The 13,716-nt window shown below is 71.9% G+C and carries 18 protein-coding genes; 1 reads left to right on the plus strand and 17 read right to left on the minus strand.

The window, feature by feature from the left end:
• Positions 1-2: 2 nt before the first annotated feature.
• The 4 genes from ACZ4YL_RS37710 to ACZ4YL_RS37725 form a co-directional block, all read right to left on the minus strand.
• Positions 3-440, minus strand: coding sequence for a HEAT repeat domain-containing protein (locus ACZ4YL_RS37710; RefSeq protein ID WP_468122747.1), 438 nt, complete (start codon positions 438-440; stop codon positions 3-5).
• Positions 441-479: 39 nt separating this feature from the next.
• Positions 480-1,241 carry a putative protein N(5)-glutamine methyltransferase gene (locus ACZ4YL_RS37715; protein ID WP_468122749.1) on the minus strand — a complete coding sequence of 254 codons (762 nt, stop codon included), beginning with the start codon at positions 1,239-1,241 and terminating at the stop codon, positions 480-482.
• Between the two features lie 66 nt (positions 1,242-1,307).
• Positions 1,308-2,552 (minus strand): GNAT family N-acetyltransferase, encoded by a 1,245-nt coding sequence (locus ACZ4YL_RS37720; RefSeq protein WP_468122751.1) that lies wholly within the window; start codon positions 2,550-2,552, stop codon positions 1,308-1,310.
• Between the two features lie 72 nt (positions 2,553-2,624).
• A complete protein-coding gene (locus tag ACZ4YL_RS37725) occupies positions 2,625-3,200 on the minus strand; it encodes an RsiG family protein (protein WP_468122753.1) in 576 nt (191 codons plus the stop codon).
• A gap of 136 nt (positions 3,201-3,336) precedes the next feature.
• Between ACZ4YL_RS37725 and dtd the strand changes: the two genes are divergently transcribed.
• Positions 3,337-3,762 (plus strand): D-aminoacyl-tRNA deacylase, encoded by a 426-nt coding sequence (gene dtd / locus ACZ4YL_RS37730; protein WP_030011201.1) that lies wholly within the window; start codon positions 3,337-3,339, stop codon positions 3,760-3,762.
• Positions 3,763-3,789: 27 nt separating this feature from the next.
• On the opposite strand, the gene ygfZ is transcribed toward dtd, so the two are convergent.
• From ygfZ to ACZ4YL_RS37795, 13 genes are all read right to left on the minus strand, one after another.
• A complete protein-coding gene (gene ygfZ, locus ACZ4YL_RS37735) occupies positions 3,790-4,764 on the minus strand; it encodes a CAF17-like 4Fe-4S cluster assembly/insertion protein YgfZ (protein ID WP_468122756.1) in 975 nt (324 codons plus the stop codon).
• 21 nt (positions 4,765-4,785) lie between these two features.
• Complete coding sequence (locus ACZ4YL_RS37740) at positions 4,786-5,241, minus strand: Fur family transcriptional regulator (RefSeq protein WP_301369596.1); 456 nt, start codon at positions 5,239-5,241, stop codon at positions 4,786-4,788.
• Positions 5,242-5,349: 108 nt separating this feature from the next.
• A complete protein-coding gene (locus tag ACZ4YL_RS37745; protein ID WP_468122758.1) occupies positions 5,350-5,922 on the minus strand; it encodes a heme-binding beta-barrel domain-containing protein in 573 nt (190 codons plus the stop codon).
• A 282-nt stretch (positions 5,923-6,204) separates the two neighbouring features.
• Positions 6,205-7,170, minus strand: a complete 966-nt coding sequence (locus ACZ4YL_RS37750; protein WP_468122760.1) for a hypothetical protein — start codon at positions 7,168-7,170, stop codon at positions 6,205-6,207.
• Complete coding sequence (locus ACZ4YL_RS37755; protein ID WP_468122762.1) at positions 7,167-8,006, minus strand: hypothetical protein; 840 nt, start codon at positions 8,004-8,006, stop codon at positions 7,167-7,169. The genes ACZ4YL_RS37750 and ACZ4YL_RS37755 overlap by 4 nt, the downstream gene beginning before the upstream one ends.
• Entirely contained in the window at positions 8,003-8,794 is a 792-nt protein-coding gene (locus tag ACZ4YL_RS37760; protein ID WP_468122764.1) for a hypothetical protein, read from the minus strand. The genes ACZ4YL_RS37755 and ACZ4YL_RS37760 overlap by 4 nt, the downstream gene beginning before the upstream one ends.
• A gap of 113 nt (positions 8,795-8,907) precedes the next feature.
• A complete protein-coding gene (locus ACZ4YL_RS37765; RefSeq protein WP_052875676.1) occupies positions 8,908-9,171 on the minus strand; it encodes a DUF3099 domain-containing protein in 264 nt (87 codons plus the stop codon).
• Positions 9,172-9,346: 175 nt separating this feature from the next.
• The gene (locus tag ACZ4YL_RS37770; protein ID WP_030011783.1) at positions 9,347-9,637 is read right to left on the minus strand and encodes a DUF1416 domain-containing protein; all 291 of its coding nucleotides are present in this window, start codon (positions 9,635-9,637) and stop codon (positions 9,347-9,349) included.
• A gap of 64 nt (positions 9,638-9,701) precedes the next feature.
• Entirely contained in the window at positions 9,702-10,547 is an 846-nt protein-coding gene (locus ACZ4YL_RS37775; protein WP_030768131.1) for a sulfurtransferase, read from the minus strand.
• A gap of 176 nt (positions 10,548-10,723) precedes the next feature.
• Complete coding sequence (locus tag ACZ4YL_RS37780) at positions 10,724-10,813, minus strand: Ms5788A family Cys-rich leader peptide (protein ID WP_350875872.1); 90 nt, start codon at positions 10,811-10,813, stop codon at positions 10,724-10,726.
• A 155-nt stretch (positions 10,814-10,968) separates the two neighbouring features.
• The gene (locus ACZ4YL_RS37785) at positions 10,969-11,685 is read right to left on the minus strand and encodes an LmeA family phospholipid-binding protein (RefSeq protein ID WP_468122767.1); all 717 of its coding nucleotides are present in this window, start codon (positions 11,683-11,685) and stop codon (positions 10,969-10,971) included.
• 63 nt (positions 11,686-11,748) lie between these two features.
• On the minus strand, positions 11,749-13,377 hold the full coding sequence (locus tag ACZ4YL_RS37790) for a hypothetical protein (RefSeq protein WP_468122768.1): 1,629 nt from the start codon (positions 13,375-13,377) through the stop codon (positions 11,749-11,751).
• Between the two features lie 10 nt (positions 13,378-13,387).
• Positions 13,388-13,642: a MoaD/ThiS family protein gene (locus tag ACZ4YL_RS37795; protein WP_030387258.1), complete on the minus strand. Its 255-nt coding sequence runs from the start codon at positions 13,640-13,642 to the stop codon at positions 13,388-13,390.
• Positions 13,643-13,716 lie beyond the last annotated feature (74 nt).

The following is a 13,716-nucleotide window of genomic DNA, read 5'->3' on the forward strand; positions in this document are numbered from 1 at the left end:
CTCTAGTCGTCTTCCGGGCCGAGCGCCGCCACTGCGGCCCGTCTCACCCCGGGGTCCGGATCGCGGGTGCCGGCCAGCGGGACGGCCCGGGCCCGCGGGGGGTTCCCGGCGCCGAAGATGCCGCCGAGCGTGCTCATCACGTCGGCGCGTACCCGGGGGTCCGGGTCGGACGCGGCACCGGCGACGAGATCGAAGTACCTGGCCCCGCCGAAATCGGTGACGCTCAGGCCCCAGGGGCCGGCCGGCCTCGTCCCGGGGTCGTCGGAAGCGACGCAGTCGGGCAGCAGTCGGTGCGCCGTCCCGGGCCAGGCGTCGAGGAGGCCGAGGAGGTCCGCCTGGAGGGTCCCCCCGCCATCGTTGCGATCGCCCGCGCTCGCCCTCGCCAGGGCGGGCAGAGCCGCCTCCGCGCACGCCTCCGCAGGCTTCTCACTCCCCGTCATGCCCCCACCCTACGAAGGCCCGGAGGCCGCCGGGCCGCGTCAGGCCGTGCCGATGACCACCGTCGCGTACAGCTCCTCCGAGGTCACCGCCCGGACCGCGAGGCCCGCCGAGGTCAGGGCCGAGGCCGTCGACGGGCACTGGCGGGCGCTCGTCTCAATCAGCAGGTGGCCGCCCGGGGCCAGCCAGGGCAGGGCCCCCGCCGCCACCCGGCGGTGGATGTCCAGGCCGTCGGCCCCGCCGTCCAGGGAGACCAGCGGCTCGTGGTCCCGCGCCTCCGACGGCATGAGGACGATCTCCTCCGTCGGCACGTACGGGGCGTTGACCACCAGCACGTCCACCCGGCCGCGCAGCGAGGACGGGAGCGCCGCGTACAGGTCGCCCTCCCACACCCGGCCGCCGTACGGGGCCACGTTGCGCCGCGCGTACACCAGCGCCGCCGGGTCGATGTCCGCCGCGTGCAGCTCCACGCCGCCCGGCAGTTGCGCGGCCACCGCCGCGCCCAGGGCGCCGACCCCGCAGCACAGGTCCAGTACCACCGCGCCGGGCCGGGCCAGTGCCACCGCCTCCCGCACCAGGAACTCGGTGCGCCGGCGCGGTACGAAGGCCCCCGCGCCGACCTCCATGCGCAGCCCGCAGAACTCCGCCCAGCCGACGACGTGTTCCAGCGGTTCGCCGCCCACCCGGCGGGCCAGCAGCTGCGCCAGGTGGTCCGCGTCGGTGGCGGCCCCGGTCAGGAGCTCCGCCTCCTCCTCCGCGAAGACGCAGCCCGCCGCGCGCAGGGATTCCACAAGTGATGTCACAGAGTTCGGTCCTCGATCATCGGCAAAATCGGCAATCGGCAATCGGCACGCAGTTGTCCGGAGCCGTCAGAAGATGTCGGGGCACCACGGGCGGCGCGCGGTACGGAACACCGTGTCCGCCAGCACGGCCGCCCCCGGACGTTCCTCCGTGACCCGTCCCAGCGCGGCCAGCCGCACCGCGGACGCGTCCCCCAGGTACAACGAGCCCAGCACGGCCACGTCCAGCCGCAGGTCCGCCGCCTCCTCGGTCCGCTCGCACACGCCGGTGCCCGCGTCCAGCCGGTAGCGGCTGGCCGCCGGCCCCGTCTCGTCCGTGACCTCCAGGACGAGCACCCCGGGCACCTCGTACGTCCGCGCGCCCAGCGCCCGTACGACGTCCAGCAGCCGCACCCACAGGAAGTCCGAGGAGGTGACGGTCCGGGCCGCACGCGGGTCGGGCAGCAGCTGCGGGGCGAGGTCGTCGGGGGCCCGGTAGCCGGTGCGGACCTTCAGCACCCAGTCGATCGAGCACAGGAACTGCCACAGTGCCCGCTCCGCCTGCGGGGTGACCGCCAGCAGGTCCCTGACCTGCACGGTGTTCTGCGGGAGCTTCGCGTCCGTCCAGTGGTCGTCGGCGCTGTAGACGGCGAGGCCGGCCACCTCCCCCTCCGCCGTCCGGTACACGGCATGGAACTTGTCCTGGTACGGGCGGTACGACCACTGCTCCAAGCCGGTCGCCACGCTCCACCAGCGCTCGTCCCGGTCCACCGCCCCGGGCGTGCGCGCCCGCAGCCGCTCGTGCAGCTCGGGCCCCACCCGCCGCAGCTCCTCGATGTCCACCAGCTCGATCCGCCCGCCGTCCACGGGCGCCGACAGCCGCCGGTCGAGCCCGGTGCGCGCCACGTCGATCTCCCACTCCACGAGGGAGGTGGCGGGCCCGAACCCGTACCGCCCGTAGATCGGGTACTCGGCGGCGATCAGCGTGGCGAGCGCGTCGCCGCGCGCCTCGGCCGCGGCGAACTCGGCGGCCATCATCCGGGTCAGCAGGCCCTGGCGGCGGTGGGTGGGCAGCACGCCCACGCTGGAGATCGCGGTGGTGCGGACGGCCGCCCCGCCGGGCACGGTCAGCTCCTGCGGGAAGGAGCGCAGGGCGGCCACGCAGCGACCGCCGTCAGGGTCGAACGCCCCCTGTATCCGGGAGAAGTCGCTGTACTTGGCGCGCAGGGCTATGTCGGCCTCGGTCACCCGGGAGGTGGTCAGGAAACCGGTGTGCACGGTGCGCACCCAGTCGGGGAGTTCGGATTCGGCGATCGGCCGGACGTCAGCACTCATAGCCGCCCACGCTAATCTCCCGGCCGCCGGCGGTCGCCCGAATTTTCTCCGCCGGTTCTCCACGCCGGTTCTCTACACCAGCAGGTCGTCCACCTGGGCCTCGCCCTCCCGGTACCGCCGGGTGATCTCCGCAGTGCAGTCGTCCACCGTGCGCTGGAGCTGCTGGCGGCGCCGCGAGACCTGCTGCTCGTAGCGCACCAGCCGCCCCATCCCGTCGTGCAGTTCGCCGTCCGTGCGGGCGCCCAGGTCCGAGAGCTCCACGTCGGACAGCATCTCCGCGGCCAGCAGCCGGTACTCCTCGCTGTGCGGGGTGCCGAGCGTGACGTGCCGGGCGGAGGCGCTGCGGCTGGAGGGGGCGTCGGCGAGGATCACCGAGAGCCGGTCCACCACCGGCGCCTCGGGGTCCGTCCGCCGGGCCAGCTCCGCCCGCAGGATGTCGATGCGGCCCTGGAGCAGTCTGCGCACGTAGCTCAGATCGGCCTCGTCGCGCTGCGCGTCGCGGCGCAGCCCGCGCAGTTCCGGCAGCCCGAGTGCGGTGGTCGGGCTCGGCGGCCCCTGAGTCTCGGCCGTGCGCTGCGCGGGCGGTCGAACCGCGGCAGCTGCGACGGAAGCGGGTGATGCAGGTACGGAGGTACCAGAAGTATTCATACGAACGAGTCCGTCCCCTCGACCGGTGCGGCGCACCCGCACCGCCTGCGTGCATCGTGCCACTCCCCGTGGGCCTGACGCAGTCCCACTCCACCCGATCGGCCCCGGACGGGTGCAAGCCTGGTACACAGGTGGTATGCGAGCAGTGGTGCAGAGGGTGGACGGCGCGAGCGTCGTCGTGGGCGGCGAGACCGTGGGCGAGATCGTCGGCGAGGGGTTGTGCGTGCTGGTGGGGGTGACCCACGACGACACCCCGGAGAAGGCGGAGCTGCTGGCCCGCAAACTGTGGTCCGTACGGATCCTGGAGGGCGAGAAGTCCTGCAGCGACAACGGCGCACCGCTGCTGGTGATCTCCCAGTTCACGCTCTACGGAGATGCCCGCAAGGGCCGCCGCCCCACCTGGAACGCGGCGGCTCCCGGTCCGGTGGCCGAGCCGCTGGTCGACGAGGTCGTGGCGCAGCTGCGCGCGCTGGGTGCGACGGTGGAGACGGGCCGGTTCGGCGCGGACATGCGGGTCTCGCTGACCAATCACGGCCCGTTCACCATCGTCATCGACATCTGAGACGTCCGAGACGTCCGACCGCAGTGGTCAGGGCGCTACGACGACCTCCTGCGCGGCGGCCGTCTTCCCGGCCAGCAGCGGCGCGTCGACCGGCACGTTCCGCTTGACCAGCGCGAGCGCGATCGGGCCCAGCTCGTGGTGGCGGACGGCCGTGGTCACGAAGCCCAGCTGACGGCCCTCCTCCCCGTCCGAGGCGAGCCGCACCGGCGTGCCGTGCGCCGGCAGCAGCACCTCCGAGCCGTCCAGGTGCAGGAAGACCAGACGGCGCGGGGGCTTCCCCAGGTTGTGGACGCGGGCGACCGTCTCCTGGCCGCGGTAGCAGCCCTTCTGCAGGTGCACGGCGGTGCCGATCCAGCCCAGCTCGTGCGGGATGGTGCGGTGGTCGGTCTCCTGGCCGAGCCGCGGCCGGTGCGCCTCGACGCGCAGGGCCTCGTACGCGAGCAGGCCCGCGGCCGGGCCGTGCGCGGCGGCGAAGGACTCCAGCTCGGCGCGGGGCAGGAGGACGTCCCGGCCGTACGCGGTCTCCCGGACGATGTGCTCCTTGTCCTGGGTGACCTCGGCGATGGAGCCGGCCGGCAGGTACACGACCGCGAACTCCTCGGTGCGGTCGGCGACTTCGACGCGGTAGAAGAACTTCATGGACTCCAGGTAGGCGATCAGCTCGCCCTGGGTACCCGGCTCCACGTGCGCCCACGTGGTCTCGCCGTCGTCGACGAGGTAGAGCGCGTGCTCGATGTGCCCGTTGGCGGAGAGGATCAGCGCCTCGGTGGCCTGTCCGGCGGGCAGCTCGGTGAGGTGCTGGGTGAGCAGCAGGTGCAGCCAGCTCAGGCGTTCCGGCCCGCTGACGGTGACGACTCCGCGGTGCGAGAGGTCGACGAAGCCGCGCCCCTCCGCGAGGGCACGCTGTTCGCCGTACAGCTCGCCGTAGTGGGCGGCGACGCCCTCGTCACGGCCTTCGGCCGGTACGGCGCCGGGGAGATGGAGCAAGGGGCTGCTGGTCATGGGACCAAGCGTACGACCCTGCTACGCCTGAGCGGCACGCTGCTTGGCAGCGCACTTGCGGCACAGACCGAAGATCGCGAAGTGCTTCATGTCGGTCTCGAAGCCGAAGGTGGTACGGAGCTTCGCGGTGAACTCGGCGGCGATGTCCACGTCCGCCTCGATGACCTCGGCGCAGTCGCGGCAGACCAGGTGGATGTGGTGGTGCCGGTCGGCGAGGTGGTAGGTGGGGGCCCCGTGCCCGAGGTGGGCGTGCGAGACGAGCTTGAGCTCCTCCAGGAGCTCCAGGGTGCGGTAGACGGTGGAGATGTTGACCCCGGAGGCGGTCTTGCGCACCTCGGCGAGGATCTCGTCCGGGGTGGCGTGCTCCAGGGCGTCGACCGCTTCCAGCACGAGCTGGCGCTGCGGTGTCAGCCGGTATCCGCGCTGCCGCAGGTCGCTCTTCCAGTCAGAGCTTTCGGTGTCCACGCTGCTCCCCACCCGGCCAGTGTATGCGCGCGAAGGGGACCGCGGGCGATCCTGCGGTCCCCTTTCGCACAGCCTTGCGTACAGCCCTGCGTACAGCCTGTGGGCTTCAGGCCTGTGGACTCAGCGGAAGAAGGCGATGCCGTCGTCCGGCATGTCCGGGAGGTTGCGCGCCATCTCGGCGACCTCCTCGGGCGTGACGACCTTCTTCAGCTGGGCCGACATGTACGGACGCAGCTCGACGTCCGGGGTGGCCTTCTCGCCGACCCACATGAGGTCGCCCTTCACGTAGCCGTAGAGCCGCTTGCCGCCGCTGTACGGGCCGGAGGCCGCGGTACGGGCGACCGCGTCGGTGACCAGCTCGATCTGGGGCTTCTGGTCGGCGAGCTCGCCGTACCAGACCTCGACGACGCCCTGGTCACGGACCATGACGATCTCGACATTGCGGTCCTTGTCGATGCGCCAGTAGCCCGACTCGGACTCCAGCGGGCGCACCTTGTTGCCCTCGGCGTCGAGGACCCAGGTGTGGGAGGTGTACTCCAGGAAGTCCCGGCCGTCGTGGCTGAAGACGACCTCCTGGCCGAAGTTGCACTTCTCCTCGCCGGGGAAGTCGAAGACTCCCGCACCCTCCCAGTTGCCGAGGAGGAAGGCGAGGGGGACGAGGCCCGGGTTCAGGTCGGACGGGATCTGGATCATGAATGGCTGCTCAGGCGATCTGTGGGAGGGGTTCCGGGGCGGTCTGCTGGGCGGATGCTCAGCGCTGACCCTGGTACAGCTTCTTGACGGCCAGGCCGGTGAAGGCCATGACGCCGACGCAGACCAGGACCAGCAGGGAGGTGAAGACTGCCTCAAGCACGGGGTGCTCCTCGGAATTCGTTCGGGGGGTACGGGCCGGTTCCCAAGCCTACTGGCCCGGGGCCGGGCGCACTGTGTGAGGTGGCCCGTACCCCGGCAGCCTGCCCGGCTCCGGCGCGGCGGTCAGCTCAGCAGCTGGCTCTGCAGGATCACCGACTGGTGGAAGGTGACGGGGGCCACCTCGCCCTTGCGGGTCTGGATGACCATGCCCAGGACGTCACCCGACTGGAGGCACCCGACCTTGGTCTGCTCGTCCCCGAGGACGGGCTTCATCTCCTGGTACACGCTGACCTCGCTCTCGCCGGCCATGCCCGAACCCGGGAAACGCAAGGGGACGATGGCGCTCTGCGTGCCCTTGACCCCGGTCCAGACGTCGTCCAGCTCCAGGGCCGAGACGCCGTTCAGCCGTGCGTTGGTGTCACAGCCCTTGAAGGCGTCCACGAAACCCGACGCGTGGAAGCGCAACAGGTAGACGTGCGTACGGGTGCCGTCCGGCATCGTCCAGCCCCGGCCGGTGATCTGGCGCAGCCCGTCCCATTCGAGGGACTGCTTCAGCTTCTCGCGCACGTCGGGCGCGTACTCCTCCAGGAAGACGTCGGCCGACACCGCCCCGTCCTTGTCCGCCTTGACCGCGTCGTCGGCCTTGGCGCCCTCGGGAGCGGGCAGGAGCAGGCCGGTGAGCTGCGCGTAGTGCGTCTCTTCCTTGTTGTCCGGGCCCTGGGCCAGGGGGGCGCCCGCGGGCAGCGCCGGTTGCGACAGCGCCGGGAACGTCCAGCGGCCGTCGTCCTCGGTGGACAGGCCCGGGATGTCGGTGCGCTCGGGCTGGGTGATCCCGTACGCGACCCCCGTGCCGACGGCGGCGAAGACGGCGACGGCGGCGGTCCAGCGCAATGCGGCGAACAGGCGTCGCCGGTCCTTGGGCACGACCGGCGCGGCCTCCGGGGCGGGGGCGTCCGAGGCCGCGGCGGCCGCCGCCTCGGGGCTCTCCGGCGTCTGCGGGGCCGGCCCGGCAGTGGGCCCGGGCATGAGCCCGGCCTCGGGCCCGTGCTCACGGCCGGGCTCGGTGCCGGTGGTGGTCTGCTCGCTCACACGGACTCCCCGGGGGACTTGAGGTGGTTCAGCTGCTCCTTGAACAGGGCCGCGGCATCGCTCGCCGAGAACCCCGGGGACCACCCGTAGGTCCGGTAGGTCACCAGCACGTCTCCCTCGACGGCCACACAGTCGAGGGCGGCGATCTCCTGCTTCTTGCCGTCGACGACGGAGTCGAGCGCGCACTTGGCCCCGGGGAAACCGTCCACCTTGGGCGCCTGACCGTCGGCCGCGGTGAGTTCGAGGATCTTCTTGGCGAACTCGGCGAACTTCCCCAGTTCCTTGGGGTCCGCCTGCATGAGCTGGATCTCGGAGACCATCGCTCCGCTGCCGTTCCCCCGGGCGTAGCTGCGCCCGGCCAGGCCCTTGAGCTTCAGATCCGCCAGCGCCCTGTCCCGCGCCTCGCGGTCACCGGTGGACAGTCCCGAGTGGTCGTCCTTGAAGGCCTGCACCGCCCGCTCGCCCGAGACGAAGTAGTCGTTGCCCTCGGCGTCGATGTCGGGGCCGGGCCAGTAGCCCGTGGCCAGCGGCAGCAGCTTGGCCTTGAGCTCGGCCGCCGGCACGGGCGGGACCGGGGCGGGCGAGCCGGTGGGCACGCCCTCCGCCATCCAGTACCGCGTCGGCGCGGTCCGCTCGGCATCGTCGAGCGCGGCGGAGCACCACAGGCCCCCGCCCACGAGGACGACGACGCCCACGGCCGCGGCCACCAGCCTGACCGCCCCGGTCTTCACCCTGCGCGTGGGCCCGATGGCGTCCTGGGCGGCCCCGGCGGCATCCCCGACGACGTCCGGCACGGCGTCCGCGACGGCTCCGGTCTCGTTCTCCCGCTCGCTCACAGCCGCTCCATCTGCCGCTTGGCCAGGTCGGCCACGACCTTCTCGTCGATCTCACCGCGGTTGTTCACGTAGGTGATGTGCATGACGATGTCGCCGCGGCGGACCACCGCGGTGCCCCGCCGGACCGGGAGGAAACCGGGCTTCTCACTCGCCTCGGAATTGATCCACAGGTGGCCGAAGTCCGCAGGAACACCGGGAACCTCACTGCCCGAGTTGCCCGCGTGCTTCGTGGTCGGCATGTAGGCCTCCACTCCCGACTGGAACCCCTCGGCCCCGTCCCGGTCCTGGAACTGGAGCAGCCGGATCTCGACGAAGTTCGTGAGGTCCTCGGACCACCGCACGGTGGCGATCCTGCGGACGCTGTACCGGACGAGGGAGCCGATCCCCGCGGGAGGGTTCGCGTAGAAGTCCGCGGCGAACTCGTCCGGGGACTGCGCGCCCGAGAAAGCGACCGTCGCGCCCGCGGGGGCCTCCAGCAGCTTCGCCACGAGGTCCTCGTCCGCCTTGTGCCAGCGGTTGGCGTTGATCGAGCGCAGGCTCGTCGCGTCGTTCCCCGCCAGCGGCTTCGGGGCGGCGATGTCCTGCTGGGCCAGCGGCGGCAGCGGGGTGGGCTCGCGGTGGTACTGGACCGCGTAGCCGGTGATCGTCCCGGCGAGGACGCCGAGTACGGCCGCGCCCGCGATCAGGAGGGTGGTGCGACCCGTCCGGCGGCGCGGGGCCGAAGTGTCCGGATCCGGTGCGCTCTCCTCCCCTTTCCGCTGCTCAGGAATGGTCTGTTCGTGTTCCAAAGGAGTCCCCCACAAGACCGGCGGCGCGGGCTGGATACCCGCGCGTACCCCATGACCCGCACCGGAGGGGAGCAGTTGTACGAACGAAGATCACATTCTCGTCTCGTGAGGTTTCAATCCTCGTGGCGCCGCTTTCCGTCCAGTTCGTCCCACCACTCGTCGGACTTCGGATCGCCCGAGGGGTCGTCCCACCAGCGGTCGTCCGGGCCGCGCCGGTTGGCGATCATCGCGGCGACCGGCGGGATGACCATGGCGACCACGCACATCGCCACCGCCGCCTCGACCGACCACAGGCGCACGACGGCCCAGGCGGAGACGAAGAGGACCAGGCATCCGCCCATGAGCAGGAAGTAGGCGCGCCGGCGCCGGGCGTACATGCCTCCAGCGTAGGTCCGGTGCCCCCGCGCGCAAGGGCGCGGACGGAATGGGACGGACGCGGACGGACGCGGACGAACGCGGACGGCACGAAGGGCCGCACCCCGTTCCAGTGGCGTCCAACCCCCGGGGGTGCGGCCCTTCGGCCGTTCGATCAGGCGATCACACGTGCGGTGCTCAGACCGCGATCGCCACGTCCGTCACGCCGCCGGCCTCGGCGACGACCACGGCACGGTCCGCCTGGGCACCCGGGACGAGCGCCCGCAGCGTCCAGGAGCCGGTGGCGGCGTAGAAGCGGAACTGGCCGGTCGCCGAGGTCGGGACCTCCGCGGTGAACTCGCCGGTCGAGTCCAGCAGGCGGACGTAGCCGGACACCGGCTCGCCGTCCTTGGTGATCTGCCCCTGGATAGCGGTCTCACCGGGCTTCAGCGTCGCGAGGTCGGGCCCGCCGATCTGTGCTCCACACATGTTCTCTGTCCTGTCCTAGAGAGGTCGTACTACGAGGGCGTCGCGTGCCCGGTCGTCGGTCTGGTTACTTGTTGGGGCCGAGCTCGATCGGCACGCCGACCAGCGAGCCGTACTCGGTCCACGAACCGTCGTAGTTCTTGACGTTCTCCTGGCCCAGGAGCTCGTGAAGCACGAACCACGTGAGCGCGGAGCGCTCACCGATGCGGCAGTAGGCGATGGTGTCCTTCGCCAGATCGACCTGCTCCGCCTGGTAGAGGGCGGTCAGCTCGTCGTCCGACTTGAAGGTGCCGTCGTCGTTGGCGTTCTTCGACCACGGGATGTTGCGGGCGCTCGGCACGTGGCCGGGACGCTGCGACTGCTCCTGCGGGAGGTGCGCCGGGGCGAGCAGCTTGCCGGAGAACTCGTCGGGCGAACGGACGTCGACCAGGTTCAGGGAGCCGATCGCGGCCACGACGTCGTCGCGGAAGGCGCGGATGGAGGTGTCCTGGGCCTTGGCCTTGTACGCGGTGGCCGGGCGGTTCGGGACGTCCTTGCCGTCGACCAGGTCGCGGGAGTCGAGCTCCCACTTCTTGCGGCCGCCGTCGAGGAGCTTCACGTCCTGGTGGCCGTAGAGCTTGAAGTACCAGTAGGCGTAGGACGCGAACCAGTTGTTGTTGCCGCCGTAGAGGACGACGGTGTCGTCGTTGGAGATGCCCTTGGCGGAGAGGAGCTTCTCGAAGCCCTCCTGGTCCACGAAGTCGCGGCGGACCGGGTCCTGGAGGTCGGTCTTCCAGTCGATCCGGACGGCGTTGGTGATGTGGTTCTTGTCGTACGCGGACGTGTCCTCGTCCACCTCGACGATGACGACATTGGCGTCGTTCAGGTGGGCCTCGACCCAGTCGGCGTCTACGAGGACGTCGCTGCGGCTCATGGTGTTCTCCTCCGGGGCAGTGTGCGGCGGGGCTGTGCTGGTAACGCGTGCTGCGTGCCTGCGGGTGCGCTCAAGATCCTGCGCGGGGAGGCGTCAGGGGTTCAGGAGGCTGGTGCGGTCACGCGGGAAGGGCCGTGGGGCCGTCGTCCGGTCGATGGAGCGGATGCGCTCACAGTTCACATGGATCGACAGAGCATGGCGGCGACGCGACACAGGTCTACTGCCCGTCGCTTCGTGAGGTCCGCCTGCTGATGCTTCATAGCCATGGATCGTAGGGACGAATCGGCCGCCCTGTCACCGGCGTGTCATATAGCGAGACAGGATCGTCCGAATATTGGGATAAGAAGGTCCCGGGCGGCCTCCGCACCGCCCCCGGGACCTGCCGTGCGGCCCGTCCTTCTGCGGATCGGACCGCGCCGTCTCACGATCCGGCCACCACCACGTTCGTGCCGCCCAGCGTGAGGTGCACACCGGCCTCGTCCGAGGTCAGGGACGAGAGCTGGAGTCCGGCCGGCATGCCGCTGCCGAGATCGCGGTCGAAGTCGGTCCTCTTGCGGATCTCCTTCTCGACCACCGGAACACCCCCGCCGGGCACCTCGTCGGCGCGCACCCGGACGATCTTGCGGCCCTTTCCGCCCGGCGCGTCCTCAAGGGTGACGGTCGACACCACGCTGTGCGTCAGGGTCTTGCCGAAGACGTTTACGGTCGCGGTGACCTTCACCTTGCCCGGCGCCCCGCCGTAGGAGAGGGTCGCGCCGGTCTGCGAGGCCGCCGTCAGGTCGGCGTACGTGATGAGCGCGCTGCCCTCGGCCCGCTCGGCGGTGCCGCCGCTGTAATCACCGTTCAGCTTCACGCCCCGGAAGCTCGCGTCCAGCTCCGACAGCCGCGTCTTGCGGTCCTCGGCGGTGACCTCGACACCCCGCAGCTTCAGGTCGACCCGGTCGAGGTCGCGGCTGAGCACCTGGGTCAGGAAGGGGAAGCCGTGGACCTCCACCTCCGAGGAACCGGCCAGGCCCTGCCGCGCCTGTATTCGGTCGGCCAGCCGGTTCTCGACGTAACTCGCAGCCCAGCGGTCCACGCCCACGAACAGGGCCCCCAGAACCACTCCGATGATCACAACGACGCGCAGGAAACGCACGTTCCCTCCCCCTACTAATCGGTACGTGCGTTCTAGTTGACCATGCGGGTCGTCAGGCGGGGATCAGCCCACCACCCGGCCGATCAGGTACACGGCGGGGGCGGCAGCCGCGAGCGGCAGGGCCACACCGGCCGTCATGTGCACGAACTTCGACGGGTAGTCGTACGCCGCCACGCGCAGCCCGACCAGCGCGCACACCCCGGCGACGAGGCCGATCAGCGCCCCGCCCGTACCGGCCGAGGTCAGCCCGCCGACCGCGATGCCCGCGCCGGCGGCCGCGGCCAGCGAGACGCCGACCGAGGGGGCGGTGGGCAGCGGCAGCGCACGGGCGAAGACGGCGACCGCGACGGCCGCGGCACCGACCGTGGCGGCGGCGGAATCGGCCGCGAGATATCCGGCACAGATGATGGCGAGGGCGGCCGAGGCCACCGAGGCCATCAGCCCGTACATCCGCTCGTCGGGATCGGCGTGGCTGCGCAGCTGCAGGACGAGCGTGAGCAGCACCCAGGCGCCGAGGGTCCCGACGATCGCGCCGGGTCCGTACGTGGGGTCGACGGCCAGCACGGCCACGTCGGCGACGACGGCTCCGGCGAAGGCGAGGGCGATGCCCTGGCGGGCGGGCCACATGCCGTTGAGGCGGAACCAGCCGGCCGCTGTGAGGCCCTGCAGGGCGATCAGCGGCAGGAGCAGGGCGTACTGCCCGAGGGCGGCGGCCACGGCGAGCAGCAGCCCGAGGACGGCGGTCAGTATGGCGGACTGCGGACCGGGGTCGATGATCGGCGACCGGCCCTCGGCGCGTGCCTGGGCGGGGTCGACGGCGCGCAGGGTGTTGCCGGCGAGGGTGGGCGGGGACCAGGAGGTGATCTCCTGCGGCTCGCCGGGGGCCCCGGCCGGGTCCTCGCCCGGGGTGGCCGCCGCCTGGGGCGGCACTCCCCCAGCTACCGCTGGGAGGTACCCCCGGGCGGTCTGCTCGGCGGCGGGCGCGTCCACCACCGGCGGCAGGTAGGCAGTCTCCTCGACCGGCGGCGACTGCTGGAGCTGCTGGTGGTGCTGCTGCTGGTGCTGCTGGTGCTGGTGCTGCTGCTGGTGCTGCTGGTGCTGGTGCTGCTGGTGCTGCTGCTGGTCGTGCTCGGGGCCCGGGTAGGGCGGCAGATAGGCCGTCTCGGCGCCCTGCGGCCAGTCCTGGACCGGAGCCGCGGCCGCCGCCGGAGCCTGGGCCTCGTCCCGGAACCAGCCCTCCGGAGGCACCGGCTGCTGGTGCTGGTGCTCCTGCTGGGGCTGGTACTGCTGGTCGGGCCCGGGACCCGGGTACGGCGGCAGATAGGCCGTCCCGGCGCCCTGCGGCCAGTCCTGGACCGGAGCCGCGGCCGAGGCCTGGGCCTCGGCCCGGAACCAGCCATCCGGAGCCACCGGCTGCTGGTACGGCTCGGGGGCCGGGGCGTAGCCGCCGGCGGCGGGGGCGGAGCCGTCCGGCCAGGGTCCCGGGGCCGCCGGGGCGGCCTGGGCCTCTTCGCGGAACCAGCCCTCGGGCGCCACCGGCTGCCCGGGCACCGCGCCCAGCGGCGGATGCACCGGCTGGTGGCTGGTGTCCCAGGTGTCGGACTGCCAGGTCTGGGTCCCGTACGGGTCCTCCTGCTGCTGGTGCTGCTGCTGCGCGTACTGCCGGCGCTGCTGTTCCTCAGGGGTACTCATCGGCTCCCGCTCACCCGCCCGCGAACGGCGGGAGCACCTCGACGGTGCCCCCTTCGGTCAGCGGGACGGAATCATGCGGGCGCTTGCCCACAGGCTCGTCGTTCACGAGGAAGGAGCAGCGCAGCAGGACCCGGGTCAGCTCCCCGGGGTGGCGCTCCCGCACGGCGTCGAGCGCCTCGGCCAGTGTGCCCGCCGAGTACGGCTCCTCCGCCGTCTTGGCCGCGGCCTTGGCCGCCGCCCAGTAGCGGATGGTTCCGGTTGCCACTGCAGCTCCTATCGTCGGCTCTCTACCGTCGGCCTCCATGATGGCCCCTCCCACCGCCGACCCCGGTGTGCCCC

This window comes from Streptomyces sp. NPDC030021, assembly GCF_055574035.1.